Origin of the sequence: Pseudomonas putida (genome assembly GCA_041879295.1) — a bacterium.
In the GTDB taxonomy this organism is placed as follows: Bacteria; Pseudomonadota; Gammaproteobacteria; order Pseudomonadales; family Pseudomonadaceae; genus Aquipseudomonas; species Aquipseudomonas putida_Y.
The window spans coordinates 447,441-462,145 of record CP047152.1; the positions used below are offsets into that span (position 1 = coordinate 447,441).

9 protein-coding genes and 1 tRNA gene are annotated in these 14,705 nt (G+C 62.2%); 1 reads left to right on the forward strand and 9 read right to left on the reverse strand.

The window, feature by feature from the left end; translation table 11 throughout:
• Window positions 1-62: 62 nt before the first annotated feature.
• From pqqB to GST84_02025, 6 genes are all read right to left on the reverse strand, one after another.
• Window positions 63-974, reverse strand: a complete 912-nt coding sequence (gene pqqB / locus GST84_02000; GenBank protein ID XGB11200.1) for a pyrroloquinoline quinone biosynthesis protein PqqB — start codon at window positions 972-974, stop codon at window positions 63-65.
• 79 nt (window positions 975-1,053) lie between these two features.
• A complete protein-coding gene (gene pqqA / locus GST84_02005; GenBank protein XGB15694.1) occupies window positions 1,054-1,125 on the reverse strand; it encodes a pyrroloquinoline quinone precursor peptide PqqA in 72 nt (23 codons plus the stop codon).
• Between the two features lie 159 nt (window positions 1,126-1,284).
• A complete protein-coding gene (gene pqqF / locus GST84_02010; GenBank protein ID XGB11201.1) occupies window positions 1,285-3,585 on the reverse strand; it encodes a pyrroloquinoline quinone biosynthesis protein PqqF in 2,301 nt (766 codons plus the stop codon).
• Window positions 3,586-3,726: 141 nt separating this feature from the next.
• Window positions 3,727-4,521, reverse strand: a complete 795-nt coding sequence (locus tag GST84_02015; protein ID XGB11202.1) for a carbon-nitrogen hydrolase — start codon at window positions 4,519-4,521, stop codon at window positions 3,727-3,729.
• A gap of 14 nt (window positions 4,522-4,535) precedes the next feature.
• On the reverse strand, window positions 4,536-6,218 hold the full coding sequence (locus GST84_02020; GenBank protein XGB11203.1) for an NAD(P)-binding protein: 1,683 nt from the start codon (window positions 6,216-6,218) through the stop codon (window positions 4,536-4,538).
• An 886-nt stretch (window positions 6,219-7,104) separates the two neighbouring features.
• On the reverse strand, window positions 7,105-7,566 hold the full coding sequence (locus tag GST84_02025) for an AsnC family transcriptional regulator (GenBank protein ID XGB11204.1): 462 nt from the start codon (window positions 7,564-7,566) through the stop codon (window positions 7,105-7,107).
• 187 nt (window positions 7,567-7,753) lie between these two features.
• Here GST84_02025 and GST84_02030 point away from each other — a divergent pair, with 187 nt between their 5' ends.
• Window positions 7,754-8,308, forward strand: coding sequence for a serine acetyltransferase (locus GST84_02030; protein XGB11205.1), 555 nt, complete (start codon window positions 7,754-7,756; stop codon window positions 8,306-8,308).
• A 563-nt stretch (window positions 8,309-8,871) separates the two neighbouring features.
• On the opposite strand, the gene GST84_02035 is transcribed toward GST84_02030, so the two are convergent.
• The 3 genes from GST84_02035 to rpoD form a co-directional block, all read right to left on the reverse strand.
• A tRNA-Ile gene (locus GST84_02035) sits at window positions 8,872-8,948 on the reverse strand.
• 16 nt (window positions 8,949-8,964) lie between these two features.
• Window positions 8,965-12,708, reverse strand: a complete 3,744-nt coding sequence (locus GST84_02040) for an EAL domain-containing protein (protein ID XGB11206.1) — start codon at window positions 12,706-12,708, stop codon at window positions 8,965-8,967.
• Between the two features lie 127 nt (window positions 12,709-12,835).
• Window positions 12,836-14,686, reverse strand: coding sequence for an RNA polymerase sigma factor RpoD (gene rpoD / locus GST84_02045; GenBank protein ID XGB11207.1), 1,851 nt, complete (start codon window positions 14,684-14,686; stop codon window positions 12,836-12,838).
• Window positions 14,687-14,705 lie beyond the last annotated feature (19 nt).

A 14,705-nucleotide genomic window follows, 5' to 3' on the forward strand; every position in this document is an offset into this window, starting at 1 on the left:
GTGTTGGCATTTTCGCGGGCGTGCCCGCTCCCACAGGGTCTGGTCTCGCCTCACAGACTGTTTTACAACTCGATGCTCATGCCATCGAAGGCAACTTCGACGCCCCGGCGCAGGACTTCGGCGCGCTCGGGGGAGTTTTCATCGAGAATCGGGTTGGTGTTGTTGATGTGGATAAGCACTTTGCGCTGGCGCGGGAAACCGTCCAGCACTTCGAGCATGCCGCCCGGGCCGTTCTGCGCCAAGTGGCCCATCTCGCGGCCGGTGCGGGTGCCGACACCGCGGCGCTGCATTTCGTCGTCTTCCCACAGGGTGCCGTCGACCAGCAGGCAGTCGGCACCGTGCATCATCGCCAGCAGCTTTTCGTCTACCTGGCCCAGGCCCGGGGCGTAGAACAGCTTGCCGCCGGTGCGGGTGTCTTCGACCATCAAACCAAGGTTATCGCCCGGGTGCGGGTCGAAGCGGTGTGGCGAATAAGGCGGCGCGGCGCTGCGCAGGGGGAAGGGGGTGAACTTGAGGTTGGGGCAGGCGTCGATCACGAAGCTGCCTTCCAGCTCGATACGGTTCCACTGCAGGCCACCGTTCCAGTGGCTGAGCATGTTGAACAGCGGGAAACCGGTGGTCAGGTCCTGGTGGACCATGTCCGTGCACCACACCTGATGCGGGCAGCCTTCGCGCAGGCTGAGCAGGCCGGTGGTGTGGTCGATCTGGCTGTCCAGCAGGACGATGGCGTTGATGCCGGTGTCGCGCAGGGCCCGGGCCGGCTGCATCGGCGCAAAGGCCTGCAGTTGGGCGCGGATGTCGGGCGAGGCATTGCACAGTATCCAGTGCACACCGTCGTCGGACAGGGCGATGGATGACTGGGTGCGCGCCGTGGCTTGCAGGGTGCCATCACGGTAGCCCTTGCAGTTGACGCAGTTGCAGTTCCACTGCGGGAACCCGCCACCGGCGGCGGAGCCGAGAACCTGGATGTACATGGCCACTCTCTATGCAGAAACCGGATCGGAAAAAACGAAAACGCCCCGGCAGGCCGAGGCGTGAAACCCTAAACCTGGCTTAGCGGTTAGCGAAGTACATGGTAACTTCGAAGCCGATACGCAGGTCAGTGTATGCAGGTTTGGTCCACATGGAATTACTCCTTCCGAATGAGGGTTGGGTTGTTCAGCTACTACTTGGGTACCGCCATGCGCTGGCAGTTCCCTGAAACCGAGATTGCGCTATCTTACAAGAAAAATTTGAACCGGAAGGTTAATTATTCGAGAAGCGCCGTTGCAGTTCGCGTAATAATCATCGTTTTTCACCCTGCCAGGAAGTGTCTGGCGCGGCAGCGTTGGCCAAACATAGCCAAGCGAAACCTGGGGCGAGCAGGTCGCTCAGCAGGTGGTCCAGATCCGTCTGCCGCGTAGTCAGGATAGACCTGCGCAGCACATCCAGCTTATCGGGTTGTGTGGCCAAGTGTGTCTGCCACGCCCATTCGGCGACATCGGCATTGGCCATGGCGGGCTCGTCGAATTGCCCAGCCAATGCTTGGCGAGCGGCCGGGTCAAGGGTGACGCCATGGCGCAGCAGGCCGAGCAGGTGGTTGAGCACCTGTGCCGGACCGGTGTGGGGAGACTGCACGCCGAACAGCAGCCCACCAACACCCTCGACCTGACGAAAGGCGCTGAACACCGCATAGCCGAGTTGCAATTCTACCCGCAGGCGTTGGTAAACCGGCCCTTGCAGCAACTGGGCTAACAGGCGGCCTGCGGCTTCTTTGGCCGCAGGCAACGGGTAGAACAGCAGCAGGGCATGTTCGCTGCCTGGCACTTGGGCATGCTGCCAGCGGTGGTTTGCCCATGTAGGCAGGGGGGCAGGCCGCGAGCCTTGCCCAGGGCACTGCTGCAGCGCAGTGCCCAAGGCATTTAGCGCGGTATCCTCGAAGCCGGTAGCCATGCCATGCCATTCGGTGTGCAGCCACAGGCTGTCGAGTTGCTGCTGGTTCAGCGTGTCGGCGGGCACCGCTGCGGGCAGGCTACCCCGTACCGCGTCTGGCAGTTGCTTGAGCAGGGCCCTGATGGGGATCAGGGCCGGGGGCTGCGCCGTGCAGGGCAGCCAGCAACTGGCAGGTGGCTTGAGCATCAATGCCAAGGCTTGTTCCACTGCCCGCAGCACTGCTGCTGGCAGGCCGGCGCAGCGCAACTGCCAGTATTCTCCGGCGCTGCTGTACTGCAGTTGCACGGAGGCGCGGTCACAGCGTTCCTGCAGTGGTACCAGGGCCAGTTCCAGCACACGCTGTAGCTGCTGGCGCAAAGGCGAAGGTACATGCCAGCGCAGGTACAGCGCAGCGTATTGGCGCGCCGGCGGGAGCTGGTCACTGATCTTCAGCGCTGCCGGCAGCGGCTGCGCCTTGGCATGGCGCAGGTCAGCCTTCAGCAATGGGTCGACTGGCAAGCGCTGCCAATTGCCATGGTCGCTACCTGGCAGGCTTTCCAGCAGGGCGCCAAGCGCCTGCAACCCCTGGGCATCCAGCTTGGCGAACGGCTGGCCTGTGCTGTCCCGGCGGGCCAGTTCGAGTGCGCTGGCACTTTGCGCACGGCTGCACTGCAGCAAGCCGAATTGGTGGTTCAACTGGTCTCGGTCGGCCTGGCGGATGAACCTGAACCAACCTTGCAGCAGGGCGCAGGTTTCGTCCGGGCAAGCGTCGGCACTTAGCTTCAGGTCAAGGTGCCACAGCAGCTGACCGGCAAACGCGTACAGCTTTTCGGCCGTGAAGCTTTGTAGCCAGCCACGCTCGCGAAGCGCGCCCAGCCAGGTACCTGGGCGGCTGTCCTCCAGGTAAGCGATCAGCAGTTCCAAGGCGTGCTCGGCCCCGCTGGGGAGGCCTTGGTGAGTGAAGGTCAGAGCGTTAGCCAGTGCGGGCAGTGGCGGCGGCAGCGCTCGCGGCACGCGCTCACCTGCGGCGAACAGTTCGGCGTGCTGCCGGGCAAGGCGTTCAAGTTCATCCAGCGGCTGTGGCCCGCAAAGGCTCAAGCAGATCTGGCCGCCTTGGTAGAAGCGCTGATGAAAGCCCGCAAGCGCTTGCTGGAAAGCTGCGTCGTGCAAGGCCAGGGTGTATCGATTGCCAGCATGAAAAGCGCCCAGTGGATGCTTGTCTGAGACTGACTGCAGCAGGGCGAACTGCTGTTGGGCCGATGGATTGCGCGACCAGGCGATGAATTCGGCGTGGATCACTTCGCGTTCACGGCGTTGGCGTTCGATACCCAGATCCGGTTCTGACAGCATTTGGCACAGGCGCTCGAGACCGCCATCGAGCGCGTTGGGTGGCACCTCGAAGAAAAAGTCGGTGGCGCGTTCGCGGGTGCTGGCGTTGACCTGTCCGCCCACGGCTTGTACGTAGCGCATCAGGCCGTCTTCCAGCGGGAAGCGCGGTGTACCGAGGAAGAACAGGTGTTCGAGGAAGTGCGCCAGACCGGGCCATCTGGCAGCTGCGTCGTGGCTGCCCGCATGCACCCGCAGTGCGGCGGCCGAGCGTTTGAGGCGCGGGGCGTGGCGCAGGGTCAACTGCAAGCCGTTGGCGAGGGTGAGTTGGCGAGTGGTGTCAGACATGGGGGCTCCGGTGGCGGCTTTCCATGCTAACCGATTTGTTTGCAGGCTCGGCCTATTCGCGGGGTATGGCGCCGGTATGAAAGGCAGCGCAGATCCCGTGGGAGCGGGCGTGCCCGCGAATGGGCCGCATAGCGGCCCCTGTCAGCCTTTACGCAGGTGCAGCTCCTGGCGCAAATCGGTCAGGTAGGGAAACGCCGTGCGTCCCAGCACCACCCGCTCATGTTCCAGCTCTGCCAACAACTGGCACTCATCCCGCCCGGCCATGGCCAGCAAGCTGCCATCCGGGCCGATGATGCTGCTCTGCCCGCAATACTGGATCTCGTCTTCCGCACCGCAGTAGTTGGCATACACCAGATAGCACTGGTTTTCCTGCGCCCGGGCTCTCACAGTCACCTGGCAGGTAAAGTCGTACGGCGTCATGTTCGCCGTCGGCACCAGGATCAGCTCGGCGCCATCCAGCGCCAGGCGCCGGGCGTTCTCCGGGAACTCGATGTCGTAGCAGATCAGCAGGCCAACCTTCCAGCCTTCCAGTTCCACCACCGGGAAATAGTCGGCGCCTGGGCTGAACATCGAACGGTCCAGTTCACCGAACAGGTGGGTCTTGCGGTAATTGCTCAGGCTGCGGCCATGCGCATCGATCAACTGCACGCTGTTGTAGATCGCCCCGTCATCGCCGCGCTCAGGGTAGCCATAGACAATGGCGATGCGGTGCGCCTGGGCGATCTCCACCACGGTCATGGCTGCCGGGCCATCGGCGGCCTCGGCCAGGCGCTCGACCTGGGCCAGGCCGATGTTGTAGCCGGTCAGGAACATCTCCGGGCAAACCAGCAACTGCGCGCCGCGTTCGGCTGCCAACTGCGCCTGGTGACGCAGCCGTTGCAGGCTGCCGGGCACATCCAGTGGCTTGGGTGCACCTTGGTACAGAGCGATGCGCATGGTGCCTCCTTGTCTCAATCCGCCAGGGCGATCGGGCCGATTTCGTTGAACACATCGCCTGGGCCGGGGTTGTCGGGGTGGGTGTGGCCACCAAAGTGGTTCATGATACCCCACACCGCATTCAGCGACGTCTGCACCGCGCCTTCAACCCAGGCGGGGGTCCATGACACGTCGTCACCGGCAATGAAGATACCGCGCTGCTCCGCCGGCATGTCCTGCTGCATGAAGTGCGCATACATGCGCTGGTTGTAGCGGTAATGGCCCGGCAGCGCGCCTTTGAAGGCACCGAGGAAGTACGGGTCGGCCTCCCAGGAAACCGTGATCGGGTCGCCGATGATATGGCCGGCGATATCGGTCTTTGGGTAGATCTTCTTCAGCGCATCCAGGGCCAGTTGTACACGCTTCTCCACCGGGTGCGGCAGCATCTTCAGCGCGTCGCTCATCCACGAGTACGACAGGCAGATCACCCCGGGCTTGTCGTTGCCGTTGTCGAACAGGTAAGTGCCGCGGGTGAGGCGGTCGGTGAGGGTCATGCTCAACAGGTCACGGCCGGTTTCCGGGTCCTTGTCCTTCCAGAACGGGCGGTCGACCATGACGAAGGTTTTCGACGACTGCATGTAGCGGGTACGGTCCAGGGCCATCCACATCTTTTGCGAGAACAGCGATTCCTCGCAGTCGATCTGGGTGGTCAGCAACCAGGTCTGGCAGGTGGCGAGTACTGCGCTGTAGTGGCGGGTATCGCCCCAGTTGTCGGTGACCGCCAGGCGGCCATCGGCGGCGCGGGCAATGCGCTTGACCCCGGTACGTGGTGCGCCGCCATGCAGCGTGCTCAGGCTGGTGCCCTCCGGCCAATGCACGCAGCGTTCCGGTACGTGGCGCCAGATGCCTTGTGGCACTTGTTCCACGCCCCCGACCACCAGGTGCTGATGGTCGTCGCAGTTGGTCATCACCACGCGGAAGATTTCCAGCATCGAGTTGGGGAAGTCCGAGTCCCAACCGCCGGTGCCGAAACCGACCTGACCGAACACTTCGCGGTGCTGGAAGCTCAGCTTGGCGAACGAGCGCGAGGTGGCGACGAAGTCGTAGAAGGTGCGGTCGTCCCACAGCGGCACCAGCTTGTTCCAGAGTTCCTTCAGGCGCGGTACATCACGGTCGCGGATGGCCTGCTGGATATCGGCGAACTGGGCGCCGCTCTCCAGCGCATCGGCCCAGGCGTCGGCTACCTCATGAAACAGTTGTGGCAGGTCGGTGGGTTTCTCGGCGTAGTAGGTCTGGCCTTCCAGGTCGATAACTGTGCTGCCCGAGGCCGGGGTCAGCGGGTTGGGGAAGGGCTTGGTTTCCAGGCCCAGCTTGTCGACGTAGTGGTAGAAGGCGGTGGACGACACCGGGAAGCGCATGCCACCCAGCTCGGCAACGATCCCGTCAGTGCCATTGAAGGCTTGCGAGCGCAGCCGGCCGCCTAGCTTGGACGCCTCGTACACCACCGGCTTGAGGCCCAGCTTCATTAGCTCGTAGGCCGCTACCAGGCCGGCGATACCGGCACCGACAATGGCTACCTCTTCCCCATGGCGCTCAGCTGGAATGCTGCCCAGGCCTGCCGGGTGTTCCAGCCAGTCGTCGAAAGCAAAAGGGAAGTCCGGGCCGAAAATGGTGATCGGCTTCTTGCCGTCGGCGGGGTGGCGGTTCTTCTTGTTCATGAAATGACCTTGCCAGAGAGGCTGCGCGAGGAGCGGAGCCTGAGTATAGGAGATGCCTGGAGGTCATTTTAGGGCGTGGGGTGTTCGTTATTAAGGTTTAGAGTGTTGTCTTAATGTAGTTTATTTCGTCGAAATTATAATAGTGAGGTTGTTTATGACGACGTGCTTGTCTTGGGCTTTGGGGGGCTGTGAGATCGAGCGCCGCCCGCGCGGCGCATCGCGAGCTGCGCTCGCTCCTACGTTTGTTTCGGGCCAGGTACGCCTGTGACAGGCGCGCGCGACCGCCTTGTTTGTACGACGCGATATCGCGCCATGCACCGAGGGGATCGCGCGCAATTCCCTCAGGAATAATTGGCCCGAAACAAACGTAGGAGCGAGCGCAGCTCGCGATGCGCCGCGCGGGCGGCGCTCGATTTCTGCAACACCATAAAACCCAAGGCAAACACACCCGGCCATTGCGCAACGTCATGCCAGGCGGTGTAGCCTTAAGGGTATGGCGGTAGAGGTGCGCCGCCTGGGAGACCGAGCGCCGCCTGTATGGCGGTAGAGGTGCGTCGCCTGTGAGATCGAGCGCCGCCTGTATGGCGGTAGAGGTGCGTCGCCTGTGAGATCGAGCGCCGCCCGCGCGGCGCATCGCGAGCTGCGCTCGCTCCTACGTTTGTTTCGGGCCAGTTATTCCTGGGGGAATTGCGCGCGATCCCCTTGGCGCATGGCGCGATATCGCGTCGTACAAACAAGGCGGTCGCGCGCGGCTGTCACAGGCGTCACTGGCCCGAAACAAACGTAGGAGCGAGCGCAGCTCGCGATGCGCCGCGCGGGCGGCGCTCGATCTCACAGCCCCCCCAAAGCTCAAGACAAGCCCTTCGACGAGCAGGAGGCCTGATTATCAGAGCGGCTGACCGCGGTCCACCTTGCTGCTGAGAATGATCGACGTGGTGGTCTTCTCCACCCCGTCGACACTGCCGATCTGGTCGAGTAATTGGTCCAGTTGTTCAGGCGAGTCCGTACGCAACCAGGCCACATAGTCGAACTCGCCGCTTACCGCACACAACTGCTGCACCTGGCCCATGGCACTCAGGCGCCGCACCACGTCCTTGCCGGAGCGTGGCTGCACCTTGATCCCCACGTACGCTTGCAGCCCACCGCCTATCACACCCTGGCCCAGGCGTACGCCATAGCCGGAGATAACCTTGTTTTTCTCCAGCCGCTCCAGGCGCGAATTGACGGTGGTGCGGGCGATACCCAACTGGCGGGCGAGGGTGGCGACGCTTTCGCGGGCGTTGATCTGCAGCAGGGCGATCAGCTGGCGATCGATTTCATCCAGCGTGATGGAGCGGGAATCCGACATGGCGAGTCTCTACGGTTGGCCCGCTAGCCTAGCCAGCCTGTGCCAATCAGGGCAAGGCCAGGTGCAGTCGATCACCGTTGACGGCGTCGGCTTGGCACTTTGGGTGAGAAGGGCCGTGCATGTCCGAAGGCTGCGTCTTCGGCACTAATTCGGCATGATGAAGCGCTAGTCCAACGGAAATCTCAGCGTGAACCTCGACCACCTGCTCGAATGCTGGCGACTGGAAGTCTCCAACAAGAAAAGACCCGGACGCCCTATCAGCCTGCTGTTCAACGTGCTGCGCCGCGCACGCAAGGACAACAAACTGCGTTTCCTTTTCGCCTATCGCTTGGCCCAGTACCTCGACGCCCGCGGCGGCCTGGCCCGGCGCCACGCCAGGCGCATGCAGCAGCGGCTCAACCTCAAGTATGGGGTGGACATCGACATCGGCGCCCAGATCGCCCCCGGCCTGCGCATCGCGCACCTGCCGGGGGTGGTGGTTACCCGGCATGTAAGCATCGGGCGCAACTTCTTCATCCGGCAGAACTGCTCGATCGGCATCAAGACCCTGGGGTTGCAGGAGTACGCACTGCGCATTGGCGACAACGTGAGCATGGGGGCCAACAGTTGCATCGTTGCTGATCGCATCGACATTGGCGATGACGTGGTGATTGGCGCGATGTCGTTGGTTACGCGGGATATTCCGCCTGGCATGACCTTCTACAACCCACGGCAGGTCGAGATGCGTCCTGGAGGGGGTTAACTGACAGCGGTACATTTGCGGACGTTGGCAGAGGGGGTGGTGGAGCAGACTGGGAGGGTTCTTATGGGGTTGCCCATGGTTGATGGCCATCATCGCCCGATGGACTGGAACGTGCAGTGGTGCGGCCTCCTTCGTTTAGCCCAGGCGCCGCGCTAGTGATGAGCGCACCGAACGAATACGCAAAGGCTTGAGGCAGTTGGCTCTGTAGCCAGCTTCCTGGCGTCCGTTGTCACGGGGCAGGCCCAGGTTCATTCATGGGCTTGCTCATCTGTGAGCCGATTAGCGAGCATATTCGGCTCATTTTGTGAGCTGATAATGGCGCCTATTCGGCTCATTGTCTGATCCTCAAGCTAGGGTGTTTGGCTTGAAGTATCGATAGGGCACCTTTCCGCGATTATCGGCGTGCTGGGTGATCGGCTTCTTGGTGGGCTGATTTCGCTGAGATACCGTTTCAGCGCTACTTCCAAGGTCATGCGGCCGGCGCCGCTGCGCTGGATGTACACGCCCCCGAACATTTATTTCTTGCGGGCATGAAAAAGCCGCGCAATGCGCGGCTTGTAAGCTGGTGGGCCCACACGGACTCGAACCGTGGACCAAAGGATTATGAGTCCTCTGCTCTAACCAACTGAGCTATAGGCCCTCAGTAAGTGGGCGGATTATAACGAGGGTTTCGCACCTGTGCCATCTGAAAGATCCGATAGTGCTATGCGAAGAAACGCGGCCGCGAATTCCTCTGGCGGTAGAGGGAGGCTGACGATGTAGCCCTGGATCTGCTCGCAGCCCTCGGCCGCCAGAAAACGCTGCTGGGCCTGGTTCTCCACGCCTTCGGCAATGATGGTCAACTGCATGCTGCGGCCCAGGGCAATGATCGCCCGGGCGATGGCGGCGTCGTGTGGGTCGTCGGGCAGGCCGCGGATGAACGACTTGTCGATCTTGAGGATGTCCAGCGGCAGGCGCTTCAGGTAGCTCAGCGACGAATAGCCGGTGCCAAAATCGTCGATGGCTAGCTGTACGCCGAGTTTCTTCAACTGGTACAGCACGGCCAGGGCCTCTTCTGCCTGGCTCATGATGAAGTTCTCGGTGATTTCCAGCTGCAGGTCACCGGCCCTCAGCTGGTAGTGCTTGAGCAGTTGTTCGATGCGCCGTGCCAGGTGTGGGTGGCGCAGCTGGGCGCCGGCAAGGTTGATCGACAGCGGGCCGAAGGGTTCATAGTGCTGCTTCCAGGCCTGCATCTGCCGGCAGGCTTGCTCCAGTACCCAGTCGCCGAGCTGCAGGATGGTGCCGTTCTCTTCCGCCAGGTGGATGAAGTGTTCCGGCGGTACCTCACCAAAGGTCGGGTGGCTCCAGCGGATCAGCGCTTCGGCACCCACCAGGCTCTGGGTCTTCAGGCTGAGCTTGGGCTGGAAGCACAGGCTCATTTCGTTGCGTTCGACGGCCCGGCGCAGCTCATGCTCCAGGGCGATGCGCTCGCTGGCCTGGGCGGTGAGGTCGCGGGTGTAGGCTTCGACGCGGTTGCGGCCTTTGGCTTTGGAGCGGTACATGGCAGCGTCGGCGTTGCGGATCAGTGTGGAGACGTCAGTGCCATCCTGTGGGTAAAGACTGATGCCGATGCTGGCGCTGGTGAAAAACTCGTGCTCGCCGGCCTGGAACGGTGCGTTGAAGCAGGCCAATAGCTTGTTGGCGATAGTGCTGGCGTCACTGGGCTTGTGCAGGCCGGGCAGCAGAATGATGAATTCGTCGCCACCCAGGCGGGCTACGGTGTCAACGTCGCGTACCTGTTCTTTCAGGCGCTGGGCGATGCCCTTGAGCAGCAGGTCGCCGACCGGGTGGCCAAGGCTGTCGTTGATATGCTTGAAGCGGTCGAGGTCCAGGAACAGCACTGCGCCCTGGCGGTTGGACACCTGCGCGCAGGTGAGCACACCCTGTAGCCGGTTTTCGAACAGGGTGCGATTGGGCAGGCCGGTCAGCGGGTCGTGGTGGGCCTGATAGTCGAGTTTGGCCTGGGCGTGCTTGATGCTGGAGATGTCAGCAAAAACCGCCACGAAGTGAGTGACCTCGCGGTCGCTGTTGCGCACGGCGCTGATGGTCAGCCAGCTTGGGTAAAGCTCGCCGTTCTTGCGCTTGTTGTAGATTTCGCCCTGCCAGTGGCCCTCGTCTGTAAGCTGGTGCCACATGGCCAGATAGAAAGCGCTGTCGTGCTGGCCCGAGGCGAGCAGGCGCGGAGTCTGGCCGAGGGCCTCGATCTCGCTGTAGCCGGTGATCTCGCTGAAGGCGCGGTTGACGGCACTGATGCGCTGGTCAATGTCGGTGATCAGCACGCCTTCGGCGGTGTTCTCGAACACGGTGGCGGCCAGCTGCAGTTTTTCTTGCATCAGGTGACGCTCGGTGATGTCGCGGGCGATGGTCAGCATGCAGTCGACGCCGGTAATCGGCAGGGGGCGGGCGGACAGCTCGCAAAGGCGGATCTGCCCGTCGCTGCGACGGATATGGCAGGTGAAGTCGCGCACGAAGCCGTCGCGGTTGAGCTGGTCAACCAGGTGTTTGCGCTCGTTGAGGTCGACCCAGATACCCAGGTCTAGCGAGGTCTGGTCGATGGTTGGGTTGAGGGCGTAGCCGGTGAGGCGACAGAAGCCCTCGTTCACCTCCAGCAGCAACCCGTCGCTCTGGCGCGATAGCAGCAGGCCGTCGGGCGAGGCGTGGAAGGCCTTTGCGAACTTTTCTTCTGAAGTTTGCAGCTGCTGCTGGGTCTCCTTCAGCTGGCTGATGTCGCGTACTGCCACAACTAGCGCGGGTGTGCCGTCCAGTTCGAAGGTTTCGGCCGAAGTCAGGCCGGTGAACAGTTGGCCGTTGCTGCGGCGGAAGCTCATTTCCAGGTTGCGGATACCACCTTGGTGCAACCTTTCAAGCAGGAGCGGGCCACTGCCTTCTACGCCCCAAAGGCCAAGGTCGGTGGCGGTGCGGCCAATGACCTGGTCTGGCGGCAGGCCGATCTGCTCTTCGAAAGCCTCGTTCACCTCCAGCAGGCAGCCATCGCTGTGGCGCGCGATCAGCAATATATCGGGACACTGCTGGAATACCGAGGCGAACTTCTGTTCGGACAGGCGCAGGGCGTCCTCAGTGCGCTTGGTTTCGCTGATGTCGATCATCAGCCCGCGCATCACGGGCTGGTGGCCGTGTTCGATCATGCTGACGATGTTGCGTACCCAGAGGGGCTGGCCATCAGCCCGGATCACTCGGTAGTCCAGGCTGTGGTCGCGCCCCGCTGCGGTCTCGCTGTCGCAGTAGGCCTGTGCCCAGAGCGCGTCCTCCGGATGCAGGATGCTGCGCCAGAAACCGGGCCTGAGCCAGTCACTCAATGGGTAGCCGAGCAGGTCTTCGGCATGGGGTGAAACGTAGCTGTAGGTGAAGTCGTTGGCATCGGCTTCCCAGGCGATGGCTGACAGGCTCTCGACCAGGCCGCGATAGTGGTATTCGCTGCTGCGCAGCTCTTGCTCCAGGGCGATGCGCCGGGATATTTCCGAGCTGAGTCGGCGGTTGATGCGAATGACCACTGCCAGCACAGCCATCAGCAACAGCACCGCTGGCAGGCCATACACCAGCAGGTCGGACCAGAACATCCGCTGGTCGACTACATTGCCCACCCAGTGCTGCTGGATCTGGCTGATTTCGCTGCTGCTCATGTCGGCCATCACTTTATCGAGAATGCCGACCAGCACGCTCTTGTCGCGGGGGACGGCCATCGCCAGCTGATAACGGTAGGGCGTTTCGCCGCTGACGTAGAGGCCTTCGAGCTTGAGTTGGCGCAGGCTCCAGATACTGGAAGCGAGGTCACCGACCACGGCATCCACCTGGTCGGTGGCCAGTGCTTGCAGCGTGGAGCTGACGTTTGGCAGGGCAACCAGGTTGAGGTCCGGGTGGTGGGTACGCAGCAACTCGTGCGGGGCGTAGTTTTCTACTACGGCGATTTTCAAGCCGTACAGGTCAGCCAGCTTTCGCGGTTGTGCGCCGCCTTTGTGCGCGAGGATGACAATGGGGAAGTCGAGGTACGGGCGAGTGAAGGCCAGAAAGCCCTGGCGTTCCGGAGTGGACATGATGCCGGGCAGCAGGTCGATACGGCTTTCCCGCGCCTGCGCCAGCACCTCGGTCCAACTGCTGGGCTCGACCGGTTTGAACGTCACACCCAGGCGCTGCTGGATCATGGCAATGTAGTCGGCGGCCAATCCCTGGTAACGGCCCTCCTGGTCGCGAAACTCGAACGGTGGCCAAGAGGCGTCTACGCCCAGGTTGAGCTGCGGGTGGGCAGCCAGCCAGGTTTTCTCCTCGTCTGTCAGGGTCAGGGCGCCGGCCGTTGTGTTCCACAGAATCAGGATCAGCAACAGAATGGCCGGCTTCAAGGACATGGCAGCCTCGCACTCAGGTGGTCTGAAGTCGAGTGTAGACGGGCATTGCTGCAGGCGTGCAACGGAAGGGGGGCTTTATGTGGCGGGCCACTAAAGAAAAACCCCGGCCTGGGCCGGGGTTTTGTCATCACTCGTCGAGGAAGGAGCGCAGGTGCTCGCTGCGGGTCGGGTGGCGCAGTTTGCGCAACGCCTTCGCTTCGATCTGACGGATCCGCTCACGCGTTACGTCAAACTGCTTGCCCACCTCTTCGAGGGTGTGGTCGGTGTTCATGTCGATACCGAAACGCATGCGCAGCACCTTGGCTTCGCGTGCAGTCAGGCCCGAGAGCACGTCACGGGTGGCTTCCTTGAGGCTTTCGACTGTGGCCACGTCGATCGGGGACTGCATGGTCGAGTCCTCGATGAAGTCGCCCAGGTGCGAATCTTCGTCGTCACCGATCGGGGTTTCCATGGAGATCGGCTCTTTGGCGATCTTCAGTACCTTGCGGATCTTGTCCTCAGGCATTTCCATGCGCTCGCCCAGCTCTTCCGGCGTCGGTTCACGACCCATTTCCTGCAGCATCTGGCGGGAAATACGGTTGAGCTTGTTGATCGTCTCGATCATGTGCACCGGAATCCGGATGGTGCGTGCCTGGTCGGCGATCGAACGGGTGATCGCCTGACGGATCCACCAGGTGGCATAGGTCGAGAACTTGTAGCCGCGACGGTATTCGAACTTGTCCACCGCTTTCATCAAGCCGATGTTGCCTTCCTGGATCAGATCGAGGAACTGCAGGCCACGGTTGGTGTACTTCTTGGCGATGGAAATCACCAGACGCAGGTTCGCCTCGACCATTTCTTTCTTGGCGCGGCGGGCCTTGGCTTCACCGATCGACATGCGACGGTTGATTTCCTTGATCTCGGCAACGGTCAGGCCGGTTTCGGTCTCAAGGTCGATCAGCTTCTGCTGGCAAGCGACGATGGCAGCGTTCTTTTCACCCAGGGCGGCAGCCCACTTGGTGTTGCGCTTGGCCAGGTCACCGCTCCAGGTCTGGTCGGTTTCGTTGCTTGGGAACATGCGCAGGAAGTCGGCTCGCGGCATGCGGGCGTCACGTACGCACAACTGCATGATGGCGCGTTCTTGCTGTCGCAGACGGCTCAGGGCGTCACGTACACGCTCGACCAGTACCTCGAACTGCTTCGGTACCAGCTTGATCGGCATGAACAGGTCGGCCAGGGCCTGCAGGGCCTCGATGCTTTCCTTGTGGCTACGACCATTCTTCTTCAGGACCTTGGAGGTTACCTGAAGCTGATCGGATACCGCACCGAAGCGCTGGGCCGCGACTACCGGGTCCGGGCCGCTTTCGGCCTCTTCCTCGTCGTCACCGCTTTCGGATTCTTCTTCGTCGTCGTCGGACTCTTCCTTCGCCGCAGCGGCCTTGGCGCCCGGGATCGGCACTTCTTCGGTTGGCGCGGCAATGTTGTCGTCAGGGTCGATGTAACCGCTGAGAACGTCCGACAGGCGGCCACCCTCGGTGGTGACGCGGTCATATTCGCCGAGAATGTAGTCGACAGTGCCCGGGAAGTGGGCGATGGCGCCCATGACTTCACGAATGCCTTCCTCGATACGCTTGGCGATTTCGATCTCGCCTTCGCGGGTCAGCAGCTCGACAGTACCCATTTCGCGCATATACATGCGCACCGGGTCGGTCGTGCGGCCGATATCGGTTTCAACTGCCGCCAACGCAGCAGCGGCTTCTTCGGCCGCAGCTTCATCGGTGTCGGCTTCCGCCAACAGAAGGGCATCCGCATCCGGAGCACTCTCGAATACGTTGATCCCCATGTCGTTGATCATGCGGATGATGTCTTCCACCTGTTCCGGATCTGAAATATCCTCAGGCAGGTGGTCGTTGACCTCCGCGTAAGTCAGGTAGCCCTGCTCACGACCGCGGGTGATCAACTCTTTGATACGAGACTGCTGTTGCGCTTTTCCGGACATAACACCCTATCCACTGAAG

Coding starts and splice junctions, on each gene's coding strand:
- pqqB (XGB11200.1), bottom strand. CDS start 974: ATGTACATCCAGGTTCTCGGCTCCGCCGCCGGTGGCGGGTTCCCGCAG.
- pqqF (XGB11201.1), bottom strand. CDS start 3,585: ATGTCTGACACCACTCGCCAACTCACCCTCGCCAACGGCTTGCAGTTG.
- GST84_02015 (XGB11202.1), bottom strand. CDS start 4,521: ATGCGCATCGCTCTGTACCAAGGTGCACCCAAGCCACTGGATGTGCCC.
- GST84_02020 (XGB11203.1), bottom strand. CDS start 6,218: ATGAACAAGAAGAACCGCCACCCCGCCGACGGCAAGAAGCCGATCACC.
- GST84_02025 (XGB11204.1), bottom strand. CDS start 7,566: ATGTCGGATTCCCGCTCCATCACGCTGGATGAAATCGATCGCCAGCTG.
- GST84_02040 (XGB11206.1), bottom strand. CDS start 12,708: ATGTCCTTGAAGCCGGCCATTCTGTTGCTGATCCTGATTCTGTGGAAC.
- rpoD (XGB11207.1), bottom strand. CDS start 14,686: ATGTCCGGAAAAGCGCAACAGCAGTCTCGTATCAAAGAGTTGATCACC.